18 protein-coding genes are annotated in these 14536 nt (G+C 60.4%); 4 read left to right on the top strand and 14 right to left on the bottom strand.

What is annotated here, in order from left to right:
• Positions 1 to 12: 12 nt before the first annotated feature.
• The 6 genes from JYG32_RS04215 to JYG32_RS04190 all read right to left on the bottom strand — a co-directional run bounded on the left by JYG32_RS04215 (position 13) and on the right by JYG32_RS04190 (position 2823).
• Positions 13 to 825 (bottom strand): hypothetical protein, encoded by an 813-nt coding sequence (locus tag JYG32_RS04215; protein ID WP_249744579.1) that lies wholly within the window; start codon positions 823 to 825, stop codon positions 13 to 15.
• Entirely contained in the window at positions 812 to 1021 is a 210-nt protein-coding gene (locus tag JYG32_RS04210; protein WP_213264739.1) for a hypothetical protein, read from the bottom strand. The genes JYG32_RS04215 and JYG32_RS04210 overlap by 14 nt, the downstream gene beginning before the upstream one ends.
• A gap of 94 nt (positions 1022 to 1115) precedes the next feature.
• Positions 1116 to 1385 carry a hypothetical protein gene (locus JYG32_RS04205; RefSeq protein ID WP_213264738.1) on the bottom strand — a complete coding sequence of 90 codons (270 nt, stop codon included), beginning with the start codon at positions 1383 to 1385 and terminating at the stop codon, positions 1116 to 1118.
• 80 nt (positions 1386 to 1465) lie between these two features.
• Complete coding sequence (locus tag JYG32_RS04200) at positions 1466 to 1738, bottom strand: hypothetical protein (protein WP_213264737.1); 273 nt, start codon at positions 1736 to 1738, stop codon at positions 1466 to 1468.
• A gap of 22 nt (positions 1739 to 1760) precedes the next feature.
• The gene (locus JYG32_RS04195) at positions 1761 to 2381 is read right to left on the bottom strand and encodes a hypothetical protein (RefSeq protein ID WP_213264736.1); all 621 of its coding nucleotides are present in this window, start codon (positions 2379 to 2381) and stop codon (positions 1761 to 1763) included.
• A 142-nt stretch (positions 2382 to 2523) separates the two neighbouring features.
• Positions 2524 to 2823 (bottom strand): DNA-binding protein, encoded by a 300-nt coding sequence (locus tag JYG32_RS04190; protein WP_213264735.1) that lies wholly within the window; start codon positions 2821 to 2823, stop codon positions 2524 to 2526.
• A 143-nt stretch (positions 2824 to 2966) separates the two neighbouring features.
• On the opposite strand from JYG32_RS04190, the gene JYG32_RS04185 reads away from it, so the two are divergent.
• Entirely contained in the window at positions 2967 to 3245 is a 279-nt protein-coding gene (locus JYG32_RS04185) for a hypothetical protein (protein WP_213264734.1), read from the top strand.
• 195 nt (positions 3246 to 3440) lie between these two features.
• Here JYG32_RS04185 and JYG32_RS04180 read toward each other — a convergent pair whose 3' ends face one another.
• On the bottom strand, positions 3441 to 3698 hold the full coding sequence (locus tag JYG32_RS04180; RefSeq protein WP_213264733.1) for a hypothetical protein: 258 nt from the start codon (positions 3696 to 3698) through the stop codon (positions 3441 to 3443).
• A gap of 74 nt (positions 3699 to 3772) precedes the next feature.
• Between JYG32_RS04180 and JYG32_RS04175 the strand changes: the two genes are divergently transcribed.
• Positions 3773 to 4264, top strand: a complete 492-nt coding sequence (locus JYG32_RS04175) for a helix-turn-helix domain-containing protein (protein WP_213264732.1) — start codon at positions 3773 to 3775, stop codon at positions 4262 to 4264.
• 1208 nt (positions 4265 to 5472) lie between these two features.
• Complete coding sequence (locus JYG32_RS04170; RefSeq protein WP_213264731.1) at positions 5473 to 5760, top strand: hypothetical protein; 288 nt, start codon at positions 5473 to 5475, stop codon at positions 5758 to 5760.
• Between the two features lie 49 nt (positions 5761 to 5809).
• Here the strand turns inward: JYG32_RS04170 and darG are convergent, their stop codons facing one another.
• Positions 5810 to 6856, bottom strand: coding sequence for a type II toxin-antitoxin system antitoxin DNA ADP-ribosyl glycohydrolase DarG (darG, locus tag JYG32_RS04165; protein ID WP_213264730.1), 1047 nt, complete (start codon positions 6854 to 6856; stop codon positions 5810 to 5812).
• Between the two features lie 10 nt (positions 6857 to 6866).
• Positions 6867 to 7508, bottom strand: a complete 642-nt coding sequence (gene darT / locus JYG32_RS04160) for a type II toxin-antitoxin system toxin DNA ADP-ribosyl transferase DarT (RefSeq protein ID WP_213265371.1) — start codon at positions 7506 to 7508, stop codon at positions 6867 to 6869.
• A gap of 448 nt (positions 7509 to 7956) precedes the next feature.
• On the opposite strand from darT, the gene JYG32_RS04155 reads away from it, so the two are divergent.
• The gene (locus JYG32_RS04155; protein ID WP_174381538.1) at positions 7957 to 8211 is read left to right on the top strand and encodes a hypothetical protein; all 255 of its coding nucleotides are present in this window, start codon (positions 7957 to 7959) and stop codon (positions 8209 to 8211) included.
• A gap of 65 nt (positions 8212 to 8276) precedes the next feature.
• Here JYG32_RS04155 and JYG32_RS04150 read toward each other — a convergent pair whose 3' ends face one another.
• The 5 genes from JYG32_RS04150 to phaC form a co-directional block, all read right to left on the bottom strand.
• Positions 8277 to 9170 (bottom strand): lysozyme inhibitor LprI family protein, encoded by an 894-nt coding sequence (locus tag JYG32_RS04150; RefSeq protein WP_249744577.1) that lies wholly within the window; start codon positions 9168 to 9170, stop codon positions 8277 to 8279.
• Positions 9171 to 9541: 371 nt separating this feature from the next.
• Positions 9542 to 10108, bottom strand: a complete 567-nt coding sequence (phaR, locus tag JYG32_RS04145; protein ID WP_129512258.1) for a polyhydroxyalkanoate synthesis repressor PhaR — start codon at positions 10106 to 10108, stop codon at positions 9542 to 9544.
• Between the two features lie 119 nt (positions 10109 to 10227).
• Positions 10228 to 10968, bottom strand: a complete 741-nt coding sequence (locus JYG32_RS04140; RefSeq protein WP_174381539.1) for a 3-ketoacyl-ACP reductase — start codon at positions 10966 to 10968, stop codon at positions 10228 to 10230.
• Between the two features lie 119 nt (positions 10969 to 11087).
• Complete coding sequence (locus JYG32_RS04135; RefSeq protein WP_213264729.1) at positions 11088 to 12269, bottom strand: acetyl-CoA C-acetyltransferase; 1182 nt, start codon at positions 12267 to 12269, stop codon at positions 11088 to 11090.
• Positions 12270 to 12368: 99 nt separating this feature from the next.
• Positions 12369 to 14234 (bottom strand): class I poly(R)-hydroxyalkanoic acid synthase, encoded by a 1866-nt coding sequence (phaC, locus tag JYG32_RS04130; RefSeq protein WP_213264728.1) that lies wholly within the window; start codon positions 14232 to 14234, stop codon positions 12369 to 12371.
• Between the last annotated feature and the right edge of the window lie 302 nt (positions 14235 to 14536).

Here is a 14536-nt window from a genome sequence, read left to right as displayed (position 1 = left end):
TCGTGAATGAATTCAGTGCTTGTTCGACAACAGATCCGCCGTGTCCTGCGCGGCCTGGACGGACGTCATGCCGTACCGCTGCGCAATCCCTACGGCATCGGCAGGCAGACCTGGCAGGAGCACGCTGTTCGCCTGCGCATGGGCCTGCCGGACTTCTGGATTGGCGAGCAGTGACGTCTCCATTTCGGAGAACGCCTTGTTCACGGAGCGCATCACTGAATCGACCGCCGCATCGGTCTTGATCTGTTCGAAGGTGTCGATCGGCTGCCGGCCGGCAAGCTTGTTCATCTGCTGGGCCGCCTGGGACATCTCCCACATCGCCTTCGCGCGATCGATCGCAAGCGCGAAGTTCTTCAGTTCGTCCTGCACCTGTTTGTAACGGCTCTCGCGATACGCGAGCAGTTGCCTCATGGTGTCGAGCTGCGCACGGAAGCGCGGTGCATCGTCCGGATACTGCTTTTCGAACGTCGCCGTCTTGTTCTCGAAATTCTTCACTTCGGTGCGGAATGCGGTAATGCTGTCCGCAAATCGCTCGGATGCCTGGCGCTTTTCGGCGAGCTGGTTGATCAGCGTCTCGATTGGATTCGTCTGTGCCTCCGACACCACCGCCTTGACCTTCGCGTTGGCGAGCTTCATCGCGATCACCGGCGCGAAGTTGATCGCGAACAGCCCAAGCAGGCCCGCGACAGCAAGACCCACAATCCCCTTGAGCAGCAAGAGCGCGACCGGTGCGCCGACGGCGATGCACAGGGCAACAATGCCCCACTTGATCAGGCGAACCTTTGTCGTGGTGCTCACGTTCGAATCAGTTCTACGTTCGGGCATTCCGTTTCTCCTTGCGCGTGTGGTCGACGTCGATCCGCTCGACGTCCAGCACGCATTCGCACTTCATCGCGGTTTTGACGATCACGGCAGCTTGCTCGGGAGTCTCCGCTTTCACTTCCTCGACGTGTTCGAGCGGCCCGTTGTCGACGAGCGGGTGATGGGTATAGCGGACGCGGTAACGACGCAGCTCAGTCATCACGCACCCCACACAAAGCGTCGCAAGCACTGCGGACATCCGCGTCCGCCGCGCCACGTAAACCCACAGTGACAGCACTGGATCAGGCGTGTTTTCATCGCCGCGTCGACCCCGCATTCAACTCGGTTCCGAACACTTGACCGAACACGATGCGCAGGTCGTCGCCCGATACCGGACGCGTGCCATAGGCTTGTTCCGCCTGGCGGGCATACTCATTTGCGCGACGCGCAAACGCACCGCCGCGCCGCATCGCCTCGGCGCGCACCAGATCGCCCAGGCGCTTGCCAGCACATGCAGGACTGCGCCCCGGCGGCGGCCGGAGTGCCCGCTTCAAATCGGTCCATGCCATTTCGTCGTCAGCCATGACAACACCTTTAAATTACGTTAGGACTACTACATGCGTGGCTTGTTATCCTCATGCCAGAAGAACCAATACTCAGAACGTCACGCCTCCCTCGGTACCCTGAAGATGCTGTGGCAATGCGCGTTGGTCGGCAGACGACGGCATCCCAGTACGGCGAGGAATTCTGCTGCAGCGTCAGCTTCTGACTCGTCCTTCGTCACGACGACGCGATAGATCTGGTCGGCCTCGTTCTTGATCGCGATCAGCGGTTTGTCGTGCCACGACAATTCGTTGCGACCGACGCGGTCGACGTAGGCGAGGATCTGCCCGTCGACTGCGGACGGAGGCACGCTGGAGAAGGTCGAAGTGTTCATGAGGTGTTCCCGATCCCGTCCGTCAGAGCTTCGTTGCAAGGGTTGCGACGAAGGTCGGCAGCGTCAGCACGATCGCCACGGCTTCTTCGAAGCTCCGCACCGCTTGATCGCCGTAGTGGCTGAAGGACACCTCGTAGCTGGCGCCGGACCGCGGCGACACTTTACGGCTCACGTTGTAGATACCATCAAAGGTTTTGCTCACGACGACGACATCACGCACTGACTGCTCGTCATCGGCCAGGATCGCGGTCCAGGTCGACGACACACTCAGATGCTCGACGTACCAGGTCAGGTCGGCATGCTCCCGAATTTCCCAGCGAAAAGCCTCTGCGGCAACTGCGGCGTCGGCCAGGCTCTCGTGACGGCTGCTGCGCTTGACGTGTGAGCACCGTGGATGAGTGACTGTGAGGTGGAAGCCGCCGTTTCCGACTGGGCGCGACCATTCGCGAATATCAGCCTTGCCGGCTGTTACATCACGCGTGAGGCGGCGCAGTGAGGGGGTATCGAAGAACCATGCGTTCCACGTTGCACCGGCGAGTTCGACTGGCGCGTTGTGCGTGCCGGCAACAGATCGAGCAATTTCGTCAAAGTTGGTGCAACTCGCCACCGGTACATCAACGAGCGTATTGGAACAATTTTCCATCTCATTTCCCTCCACACGCACCCATGTTCGCGCGGGCACATTCGCAGTTCGATCCGATGACGTCGCCCTTCGCCAGGTAGTCCATGTTCCAGACAGAAGCACTCTCCGCTGAAAGCGCTTTTGACGGGATCCCGCTTTTACTTCACCAACGACCGCCGCATTCGCCAAACCCTTCTCGCGCGCAGTGGCAATTGACGCCGACCTTGCTCATCGTCGACAGGCCGTCGAGGTATTCGCGCGAGACGCATCGCAGTTCGAGCGCCATGATCCCCGCATCGATCTTGTCGATCGTGATACCCATGTTGCCGGCGAGAAACTTGCTGACCTGCGTGTCGTCCCAGCCGAGTGCCTTGGCTACGGGCCCGCGTCGGCGCGGGTCAGTCAAGGCATCGCGAAATGCCCGCTCGATGCTCGGCTTTCGGACAACTTCAATCGTGTTCATTGCGATGCAACTCCGTTCAAAACTTTCTGAATGCGATTGCATGTCGACCTGCGTAACCTGCAACTGACACAACTAGATGCGAACCACCGCTATGCGAGAATTGAAGCGCCTTACTTCCTCAACCCACACACAACGGGGTTCACATGAACGTAAACGTCAATATTCAGTTCACCGAGCAGGCGGTTGCGACGCTTCCGCCGGCAGTGAACATGCACTTCTCCTACGATATCGGCCTGCCCTTTCCACAAACGGGGGAGTTCGTCGAATTGCGAATCGAGGATGCTCCGCGCACATTCCAGGTTGTCGAACGTGTATTCGCATACGACGAGGATTCACTTACCGTGCGCGTGCTGCTCGACCTTGTTCCGAAATCGGAACCGCAGGAGAGCGGCCTTCAGGTGTGGTCGAAGCTTGGCCAATAACGTCACCCACCGTTGCCTTGCTGACCGCCGTGCCGATACTTGAGGCATCGAGGTCGACAGCAATATTGATCCGGCCGCGCCCCGGCTCCCTATCGAGGCGAAGCACTGGCTGGATCAGCCACAGCACCAAACGCGAATACAGTTGCTTCATTTCAGCACCCACTCGCATCCGCATTGCATTGATCACCATCCGCTTCACGCGCCCTCCCTCTCTTGTGCGTCCCTGCCATCGAGACGAAGCAAGATCGAACGCGACACCGCCCCGCCGGTGATGGCCTCAATGGCTTGCGAGTACTCGGTCTCGCCCGTCCATTCAGTACGCGGCAATCTCCCCTTGGCGATCCACTTTCGAACCGCTTGATAGGTCACTGGGCGCTCGATACGTTCGTTGAGCGCCTTCGTGAAAGCCGTGATGCTGCCGACATGGGCTACCGCCGATTCGATAGGGTTCATGGCGCCATTCTAGAACTAATAGTTACCATTCGCAAGAACTGATTGTTCCCGCGATGCCAGTCAAAATAGAACTTATGGTTACCATCGATGAAAGACAGGCGTTTTCGGATCGACTGAATCTGGTGTTGGACGAGGAAGGTTTGCCGCCGAAGGGCAGCGGTCGCCAGAACCAACTAGCAAGAGACTGGGGCTTAAGCCAGAAAGGGGTACGGAAATGGCTTGAGGGGGAAGGCGTCCCCGAAACTACCCGCCTAATCGAAATGGCGAAGCGTTATAACGTCAGTTTCGAATGGTTGGCGACTGGCCGCGATCCGCTAACGCTGCGCCCGAGCGCGTCAATTGTGCGCGAAGCACAAGGGGCGTCGCTTGTCGCTCCCTCCACGGCGATTGAGTTGCGACCAGCCGCGAAAGTCCTTGTCGACGCGCTGGCTGTGGCCGACAGGGCGGACATGCCACCCCGGGCTTTTCAGGTGTTACACGAAACGCTCAGGACGTTTGAAGCTTTTCTCGATCAGCCGCCCGATGAGCTTCTTGACTTGAATGCCCCAGACCCCGCAGAGGAGTGAGGTTCCAGTCGAAGACAGCTGCGCGCCGATACTTCCCCACTCGCCCAGAGTGAATGGCGCGCCCCTTCACGGGCATGCCCAAAATCTCGACGTCCCAATCGAAATCACCACCCTCGTGCGGGCCAATGACGGCCACGACTAGCCCCACCCGCGACCGGTTCTTACACCGGCTGACAATCGCCTTATCCCCGGGCTCGAACCGCCACTTCCTTGCCTTCCCTGCATCCTTCATTCATCACCTGTCTTTCGTCGCCCCATACAACTGTATGCATGTACAGTAGCTTAGCCTCATAAATGGGAAGCCTACAACCGGATTCGTCGGGCAGTGCATGTACATCCGATAGAACACCGAGGTAGACGGCCCGAAAGAAGCCTGCGGCTGGAAATTCAACTGTCAGCCACGACTAATCATATCGACCGGCGAAACAATTCGGATGCCTTTTCTTAAATTCACGCTTTCGTCAGATTAATATGTGTGCAAAATGGTACATTGAGAAATGAAACGTTTGCGCGCAAGTCATTGTGTCGTAACGAATATCGCCCAAGCCCCGCCCGACGGGGATTTTCACGATTGACACCCAATTTTCACAATTGGGGCGTTTTCGTTGCAACATCACAACAAAAAAGTCGACCAAATTATTTTGAGGTTTTCCCTACTATTTTAAGAATTAACCTACTGTCATAAATGACAGGTATTAAATATTATCGTTCTATCGATATTCAGGTTGAGATTTTCAAGTATCCATATGCCCCGCACGCGCGGGGCTTTTAATTTCACCAGCCGCTCGAATCCCCCGCCATAGAGTCGCACCGACCGACGTCAGCAGCGCAATCTCATCATCCAGGCGTTCCCACGCCTCGGCCGGCCAGCCGGCAAACCCGGCGCAAACCTCGTCCACCGGCACGTCCGCCCTTCCCCCAACGACTTCAGTCTCTCGAACGCCGCCTGCCGTCATAGCTCGTTCCCAGAGGTTCCAGCATAGGAGATCGTGAGGCTGTTACAAAATTCCACGCCAAAGTCACTTTGGGTACTTTACACAGGTAACCGATAGTTCTATGATCGACTGGTTTCCGGAAGGCCGTGACATTGCATCAGTTCACTCATTTCAGACGCTGTGGGACGGCCTCAACGCCCCGCGCGGCCACGGCTGGGATGCGAACCCATGAGTATGGGTCATCGAATTTAAACGAGTGGGAGGTACGTCGGAATGACGAAGAAACAATCGAAACATGAAACCTCGACTGCCGACACGCAAATTAAAGCAGAGATTTCGAGCACGATCAGCGCAGTAAGCTTTCAAGGGCTCACCATAGTGACCCCGGACGGTGCCCCTGCGACGCTCGCTGTCGTCGATCAAAACGGCAAGGTCATCGAGGCCGGCCCGAGCGTAATGCGTGCGGTGTGGGACGTCGCCATTCGATCGTATCGCAATTTCCTGATCGGAAACGGGCACCTACGAGTTTTGGCAAAACCTCCCGAACGAATCAAGCAATGAGAAACGGCGCCCTAACGGCGCCGTTTATTCTTAGGCTAGCGCTCGGCAATCACACCGCGTGCTCAATCCATCCTTTCTTCGAAAGCACCTCGGCCGCGAGCCGAATCTGACGCGGCGTGAACTGACGCTTACGATCATTCCACTCGTAGACACGCTGAGTGATGTCGTCCACGGACGCCGCGGGTTTGTCTTTCGCCAGCCAGTGGACGGTAGCAAGCAGCTCGAGGCCAAACGGCGACTCGAAGCCTTCAACCAGTTCCACAACGCGGTCGAATCTTTGACGGGCATCGGCCTCCTCGGAGAGAAACTTCGCCGCTTCATCTTCAGCGCCTGGCACGAGGGAAAGCACTTTCTCCGGATCATCTCCACCGTCAGCATAACCGACCAGAAAATGCCCCTCGATCTCTTTCATCACATGTCTGAGATTTTCCGCGTAGGGACCATAGTGTGCCTTTGTGAACTTCAATTTCAGGGGCTGTCCAGCTTCCTGCATGAAGTACATCAGCTTGTGAACTTCGATCAACGAAACTGTCGGATCCAAGAGCCCCTTGAGGTATCGCGATACCAATTCGACAAGCGCGGCGCGCCCCGCTGTCATTTTCGGCACGTCGCGCTTGTGGACCATCTTGTCTGACTCAGGCGCACCATTAGGCTCATAGACAAGTACGTTCACGTCGTCAAGCGATGCCATCGCATGTTCGATTCGGGGCTTAACATCGTCCCACTCCAAGCCGCCTAGCCCGGCACCGAGCGGAGGAATTGCAATCGATCGGATGCCCTTAGCTCGAATGACACGCTCAAGATCCTCTAGGCCCGATTCGATATCTTCAATACGGCTTTTGCCCTTCCAATGCCGCTTGGTCGGAAAATTGATGATGTACCGCGGATTTGTCAGGGAGCCCATGTCGTAGACGAACATTCGGCCCGGACGCACCTCTTCCGCCTTGCAGGCGCGAGCATACGCCGCAAAGTTTTCCGGATAGGCATTCTTAAACTGCAGCGCGATCCCACGCCCCATGATACCGACGCAGTTCACCGTGTTGACCACCGCCTCAACGTCAGCATGAAGTATGTTTCCGCTGGTGAATTGGATCATGGTCACGTCCTCAGTAGTACCAGTCACGCTTGACCTCGACAATTGGACGATGTCCACCGACCGGCAGTGCATTGACCACCTGTTGGTACACCTGCGGCGACGCAACTCCAATCCGCTCGACCAAGCTCCATGGAAAAGTATCCTCCATCAAAAATTCTGCCTGCTTGCCTTCACTCTTTCCGCGCCAGTCGACTGCCTGCACAGCCTCCCAATTGACCTCAGTAAGTTGAGCCAGATTGGATCTGTCTTCGAAGTAGTTCGAACCCGCGTTCGAAAGGGTGAATGCCCAACGCCGATTGCTTTGAGCGGCCCACGCTACCGACTGATATAAATCAGCCTCGAGATGAATAACCGGCCCCTGACCTCCACGATAGGTGAGTTCCGGATGATTCGCTCGATGGATGAGAAAAAGCATCACCGAGCGTGGACAGAAGTAAAAAGGGACGCACTGCCCCACGTAGAGTCCGGGGTGGCTATTGAGCGTCAGATCCTGGAGACGCCGTGTCTTGATACTACCCATCCCGATAGTTGTGCCCGCCGCACCATCGCGCACGACCCGGGCATCACACCAGAGGCCGCCATTCGCGATGATCGAAGCGAGTCGGTCCACATGAACAATGTGATAGATCTTTGGATTGAAAGGGACGGCCATCTTGCTCAAGCACCCCGGATCGGCGCCAATGCCGTTATGTGGTTATGTTCAGCCGGAAGTTTGCGTTACTTTCGCCCGAAATTCCATCCCCAATCCGGCTAGTATACATAACACATCTTACGGGCACCCGAGCGATACGAACCCTACTTTGGGGGATTGGGACATCTGGAATGTGGGGGCGTGGCAACAAAAGCGTGAGTTTACAGCGATTTAGGTCCAGCAGCTCAAAATGGGCGGAGAGCGGCAACAGAGGGCGTCGGTTCGCGCATGTCGCGCACCGGCGTACCGTCTCCGACACAGCGCTGGATACGACCCTTTCACTTCAAAACAGGAAACGGTCTACCCGTCATCGGCTGGCCGTATCGCACAAGAACCGCCCGAATGCTGCCGGGCGCTATGCGAAAATCGAGGCATCCAGTCTCATCAATCCACCCACAACGGGGCCCGCATGACCACTCACATCACGATCGAATTCACCGAACACGCAGCAGAGGCCATCGGCGAACAAACCAGCACCAGCTTTTCCTACGATCAAGGCGCGCACGTGCCGCAACCGGGCGACTTCGTCGAACTCGAGAATTCGCGACAGACGTTTCTCGTGATCGGCCGCGTGTTTTCGCTCAAGGCCAACTACAGCGCGGTCAAGCTCGTTCTCGACCTGCCGCCGTCGGATGGTGAACACGGATTCGATCCGGAGTCGTGACGCACCCAATCTCCTGACGAGATCGTAAGAAAGCCCGCCGGAGCGGGCTCAATCCGGTCCTGCACTCATGGAAACATTGCCGCGGTCAGACACCGCTCAAACCACACCGCATCGTCTCCATCGCCGATCGGCCACATTTCCGCATCGAGTTGCGGCAAACCGGTTGCCGGCGCGGGCGCACGCTTATCGTCACCGGACACCCCCGCACGCATCCACGCCGATTGCGCCCCCCCGTTATCGCACGCATGCCCATGCGCCTGTGCCTCGCAGAACGCCACCGGGTGCACCTTCCCGCCGTCGGCCACGCTCACCGCGCGATACTGATAGACCGCGCCGGTCGCCCAGTCCTCGCTCTGGCTGCAAATCCGCGCACGATGCTGCACATGGACTGCACCGAAACACGCATATGAAACATGCGCGCCACTCGCATCGTCGGGAATGAAATCGCAGTTTCCATCGAAACTGGTCAACGGGCCGCTCGTGTATTTCGCGAGCCACCGGCGCTCGGCCAGCGCTCGCGCGATCAGCCCTTTACCGGACTGATCGGCCAGCACGGCGGTGCGCCGGTCGATTGCCTTGCGCACTTCGTCGACGGCCAGCGGATGGCCATCGTAATCGGCATCGAGACGGTTGTTGCGCGCATCGATCCAGCGGCGCTGGCTGCGCACCAGCATGTCGTGGATAGCGGCGTCCGGCGCGGCCTTCAGCGCGCCCGCATAAGCCGAATTCATTCGCGCATCGGCCGCGCGCAGCGCGGGGTTCGCACAGATGCGCTTCTCGATCGGCTGCGCGGCTTTCGCGCAATCCATCGCAAAGCCCGGCACGGCCAGGCCAGCGCCAAACATGAACATCGCAGCAAGACCGCCCAGCCTGCCGGCCGATGCCGTTCGAATCCCTCGCATGCTTTCTCTCAGTGAGTTTTTTTCTCGGCCGCACCGCATCGACGCGGCATCGAACATCTTGTCGTGCCCGTGAACCGATACGGCGATTCGCCAAAGGCCGCATCGACACATCGCGGTCCGCGCCGTATCGAGTGCGGCAGGCGAACACCCGCACCGGTACAAGCGCGCACCGTCCGGCGCGGCGTGTCCCGGCATTCCATTCGTTTACTGACTGGATCTCGATCGACTGAACAACGGTCATGCCCGCCCCATACGCGGCGCGAGCATGTTGTGCCGACGATCATGAACGATCGTCGGCGATATCTTCCGGCACGCGGCGGCCGCGCATCGTCGTGCCCGAGCACACGATCGGCCGACCGGCACCACCTTGCTTCGCGGCACCGACGCCCGACGGCTCGCGCCGCCGCGGCCGGCCTGCCGCGACATCGCTACTTCTTTTCCGGCTCCGATGCACCCGGCTGCTTGAACGGGAACGTGCTGAACATCGACTTCGCCTGGTTCTGCATCTGCTCTTGCATCTGCACGAACATGTTCTTCGACTGCTCGATGTAGCTCGTCATCATCCCTTGCATCATCGGCGCCTGCATGTTCATGAACTGCGACCAGACTTCCGGATTCATCGCATTGGTGTCGTACAGGTTCTTCGACTGATCCGCGAGCTTGTTCTGGATGTCGATGAACGCCTGGATGTTCTTTTCCAGGTACGTGCCCATCATGCCCTGCATCGCATGACCGTAGAAACGGATGATCTGCGACAGCATCGACGACGAGAACATCGGCACGCCGCCGCTTTCCTCTTCGAGGATGATCTGCAGGAGGATGCTGCGCGTCAGGTCTTCGCTGGATTTCGCATCGACGACCTTGAAATCCTCCTGCTCCAGCACGAGTTGCTTCACGTCGGTGAGCGTAATGTACGTGCTTGTCTCGGTATCGTAGAGCCGGCGGTTCGGGTACTTCTTGATGAGCCGTTCGGCCGTCTTCTTTGTAGTAGTCATGTAACGCCTTTCAGTGCAGCGTAGCGCAAGTGACGAATCCCCGCCGCCCGAATCCGGGAGGCGGGGGCCTTCGGAACACACCCGGCTGCGCGGCCACCCGGCCCGCGCAGCCCGGGCGTTCAGCCCATGTGCAGGCCGCCGTTCAGCGAGAAGTCGGCGCCCGTCGCGAAGCCGGAATCGTTCGACGCGAGCCACGCGACGATCGAGCCGATTTCCTCCGGTCCGCCGAGACGCCGCACCGGGATCGTCGCGACGATCTTCTCGAGCACGTCGGGACGGATCGCCTTCACCATGTCGGTGCCGATGTAGCCCGGCGACACGGTGTTGACCGTCACGCCCTTCGTCGCGACTTCCTGCGCGAGCGACATCGTGAAGCCGTGGATGCCGGCCTTCGCGGTCGAGTAGTTGGTCTGGCCGAATTGCCCCTTCTGGCCGTTCACCGACGAAATGTTGACGATCCGGCCCCAGCCACGCTCGACCATCCCGTCGATCACCTGCTTCGTCACGTTGAACAGGCTCGTCAGGTTGGTGTCGATCACGGCGGTCCAGTCCTCGTGCGTCATCTTGCGGAACACGACGTCGCGCGTAATGCCCGCGTTGTTGACCAGCACGTCGATCTCGCCGACTTCGGCCTTGACCTTGTCGAACGCTTCCTTGGTCGAGTCCCAGTCGCCGACGTTACCTTCCGACGCGATGAAATCGTACCCGAGCGCCTTCTGCTCCTCGAGCCATTTCACACGGCGCGGCGAGTTCGGGCCGCAACCCGCGACCACCTTGAAGCCGTCCTTCAACAGACGCTGGCAAATGCTGGTGCCGATGCCGCCCATCCCGCCCGTTACGTACGCAATTCGCTGAGACATAAATCTCACTCCATTTTTTGGTTTCGGGAGCTGCCGAGGCCCCCTCTGACTTCACGTGACGCCGGCCGAAGCCGCAATCGGCCGGCGCCCGGATTCGGTTCGCCGGTAACGGAGACCGGTTACGGACGCTCGACCGCGAGCGCGACACCCATCCCGCCGCCGATGCACAGCGACGCCAGCCCGCGCTTCGCATCGCGCTTGGCCATCTCGTGCAGCAGCGTCACCAGGATCCGGCAGCCCGATGCGCCGATCGGGTGACCGATCGCGATCGCCCCACCGTTCACGTTCACCTTCGACGTGTCCCAGCCCATCTGCTTGTGCACCGCCAGCGCCTGCGCCGCGAACGCTTCGTTGATCTCCATCAGGTCCAGGTCGCCCGGCGTCCAGCCCGCGCGCTCCAGGCACCGGCGCGAGGCCGGCACCGGGCCCATGCCCATCACGCTCGGATCCACGCCCGCGTTCGCATACGCCTTGATCCGCGCAAGCGGCGTCAGGCCGAGTGCCGCCGCCTTCTGCGCCGACATCACCAGCACCGCCGCCGCGCCGTCGTTCAGACCCGATGCGTTCGCCGCCGTCACCGAACCGTCCTTCGAGAACGCCGGCTTCAGCCCCGCCAGCGATTCCGCCGTCACGCCGTGACGCACGAATTCATCGGTCGCGAACTGCAGCGGCTCGCCCTTGCGTTGCGGAATCGACACCGGCACGATCTCGTCGTTGAAGCGCCCGGCCTTCTGCGCGGCTTCCGCCTTGTTCTGCGACAGCGCCGCGAACGCGTCCTGCTCTTCGCGCGTGATCCCGTATTCCTTCGCGACGTTCTCCGCCGTGATGCCCATGTGGTACTGGTTGTACACGTCCCACAGGCCGTCGACGATCATCGTGTCGACCAGCTTCGCGTCGCCCATCCGGAACCCGTCGCGCGAGCCCGGCAGCACGTGCGGCGACGCGCTCATGTTCTCCTGGCCGCCCGCGATCACGATCTCCGCGTCGCCCGCGACGATCGCATTCGCCGCCAGCATCACGGCCTTCAGGCCCGAGCCGCACACCTTGTTGATCGTCATCCCCGGCACTGCCGCCGGCAGCCCGGCCTTGATCAGCGACTGCCGCGCCGGGTTCTGCCCCGAGCCGGCCGTCAGCACCTGGCCCATGATCACTTCGCTCACCTGCTCCGGCTTCACGCCGGCGCGCTCCAGCACCGCGCGGATCACCGTCGCACCCAGCTCGGGCGCCGCAATCTTCGCAAGCGAGCCGCCGAATTTGCCGACCGCGGTCCGCGCGGCCGATACGATCACTACGTCCGTCATTTCCCTTTCCTCCAGGCCCGCACGACACGGCGCATCGTTACCGGCCCTGTTAAAAAAACTGCGGTGCACCGGACAGCGTGCGCCGCTGTCCGGTTTTCGTCAATCGCGCTGCAACACGTAGCGTCCCGGTGCCGGCTCGATCACCGGGAACTGCGCGGAACCGGGCTGGGCGGGCGGCGCCACCTTGCGGCCGCCGTACTGGTCGAGCCACTCGACCCAGGTCGTCCACCAGCTTCCCGGCTGCTCGGTCGCACCGGCGAACCAGTCGTCCGCGGTTTCGGGCAGGTCGCTGTCGCTGACCCAGTAGCTGCGCTTCTTTTTCGCCGGCGGATTGATCACGCCCGCGATGTGACCCGACGCGCCGAGCACGAACTTCAGCGGGCCCGTCAGGATCGACGTCGATGCGTAGGCCGTCTGCCACGGCACGATGTGATCCTCGCGCGAGCCATAGATGAAGGTCGGCACGTCGATCAGCGACAGGTCGACGGATTCGCCGCACACGGTCAGCGCGCCCGGCTCGCGCAGCTTGTTCTCGAGATAGGTATTGCGCAGGTACCACGCGTACATCGGGCCCGGCAGGCTCGTCGAGTCGCTGTTCCAGTACAGCAGGTCGAACGGCGCGGGCGTGCGGCCCTTCAGGTAGTTGTCGACGACGTAGTTCCACACGAGGTCGTTCGGCCGCAGGAACGAGAACGTGTTCGCGAACTCGACGCCGCGCATCAGCCCCGGTTGCGTGCCGTTCTTGCCGCCGATGGTCTGCTCGCGCATCTGCACGTGCGCCTCGTCGACGAACACGTCGAGGATGCCCGTGTCGGTGAAGTCGAGCATCGCGGTCAGCAGCGTCATCGACGCGGCCGGATGTTCGCCTCGCGCGGCGAGCACCGCCAGCGCAGTCGCGAGCATCGTGCCGCCGACGCAGAAGCCGAGCGTATTGATCTGCTCGCGGCCGCTGACCTGCTGCACGGCGTCGATTGCCGCGAGCAGCCCTTCGTTCATGTAGTCGTCCCACGTCTTGTGCGCGACCGATGCATCCGCATTGCGCCACGACACGAGGAACACCTGATGGCCGTTCGACAGCGCGTGCGCGACAAGCGAATTCTCGGGCTGCAGGTCGAGGATGTAGAACTTGTTGATGCACGGCGGGACGATCAGCAGCGGCCGCTCGAACACCTTGTCCGTCTTCGGCGCGTACTGGATCAGCTGGATCAGGTCGTTCTCGTAGACGACCGCACCTTCAGTACACCCGAGGTTCTTGCCGACCACGAACTGCGATTCGTCGGTCTGCGAAATCTTGCCGCGCTGCAGGTCGCCGAGCAGGTTCATCATCCCTTGCCGCAGGCTTTCGCCCTGCGTCTCGAGAATCGATTTCTGCGCGTCTGGATTGAGTGCGAGGAAGTTGCTCGGCGCGGCGGCGGCCGTCCATTGCTGCACCGTGAAGCGGATGCGCTCGCGCGTCTTCGGATCGGTCTGCAGCGCGTCGGCCAGTTCCTGCAAGTAGCGCGCGTTGAGCAGATACCAGGCCGCCGCGAACGCATGCGCCGGCGACGCCTTCCACGCATCGCCGCTGAAGCGGCGGTCCTTCAGTTCGGGCGACTCGAGCTTCGCGGCGGCCGCCTGCTGCATCAGCGTCATGCAATCGCGCACGTAGTCTGCCTGCAGCGCCTGGAGCCGTTCGGGCGGAATCGCGGCAGCCGGCAGCTTCAGCCCCGCGAACGGCGACGCCATGCTGCCCAGATTGGGCATCGAAGGCACCTGGAACGGAAACGAAGTCGGGAACTGGAATGTCGCGAACGGATTCACGGTGGCCGACGCAGTCGCGGCGCGTGCCGGATCTGCAAAACCGCGCCACGCGTTCAACCACGACTCGAACATCTGCTGCATCGGCTGGGCGGCCGGATCGAAGCCGATGCTGCCCGCGAAAGTGCCCGCCTGAGCGGACGTCGACGAATTTTTCGATGCTGTCATTACCTTGCCTTACCGGTGATTCGTGAGCGTCTATCGTGAAATCCTGCTCGCGCGCGGCGTGCCGGCTGCGAGCCGGGCCGTCATGCTCTGGAGAGGCGTCTCCAGATTCTGCCGCAGTGCGGTATTTTTATCATTATCGTTTTCCCCATGTGAAGCGCCATGTCAAACCGCTGAAGATTTCTGCGCGGAGATAATCCGTGTGCAACAGACGGGACAAGGGTTCCGGCGAAACATAAACCATTTTGGTCGACTTGACTTCGGGATTTTTCATTCGACTGCGCATGCAACGCCGTATTGCCGCC

The organism is Burkholderia pyrrocinia, from assembly GCF_018417535.1.
Taxonomy (GTDB): Bacteria; Pseudomonadota; Gammaproteobacteria; order Burkholderiales; family Burkholderiaceae; genus Burkholderia; species Burkholderia pyrrocinia_E.
Note: the sequence above shows the minus strand (reverse complement) of the source record. Positions and strands in the feature narration are given on the sequence as shown.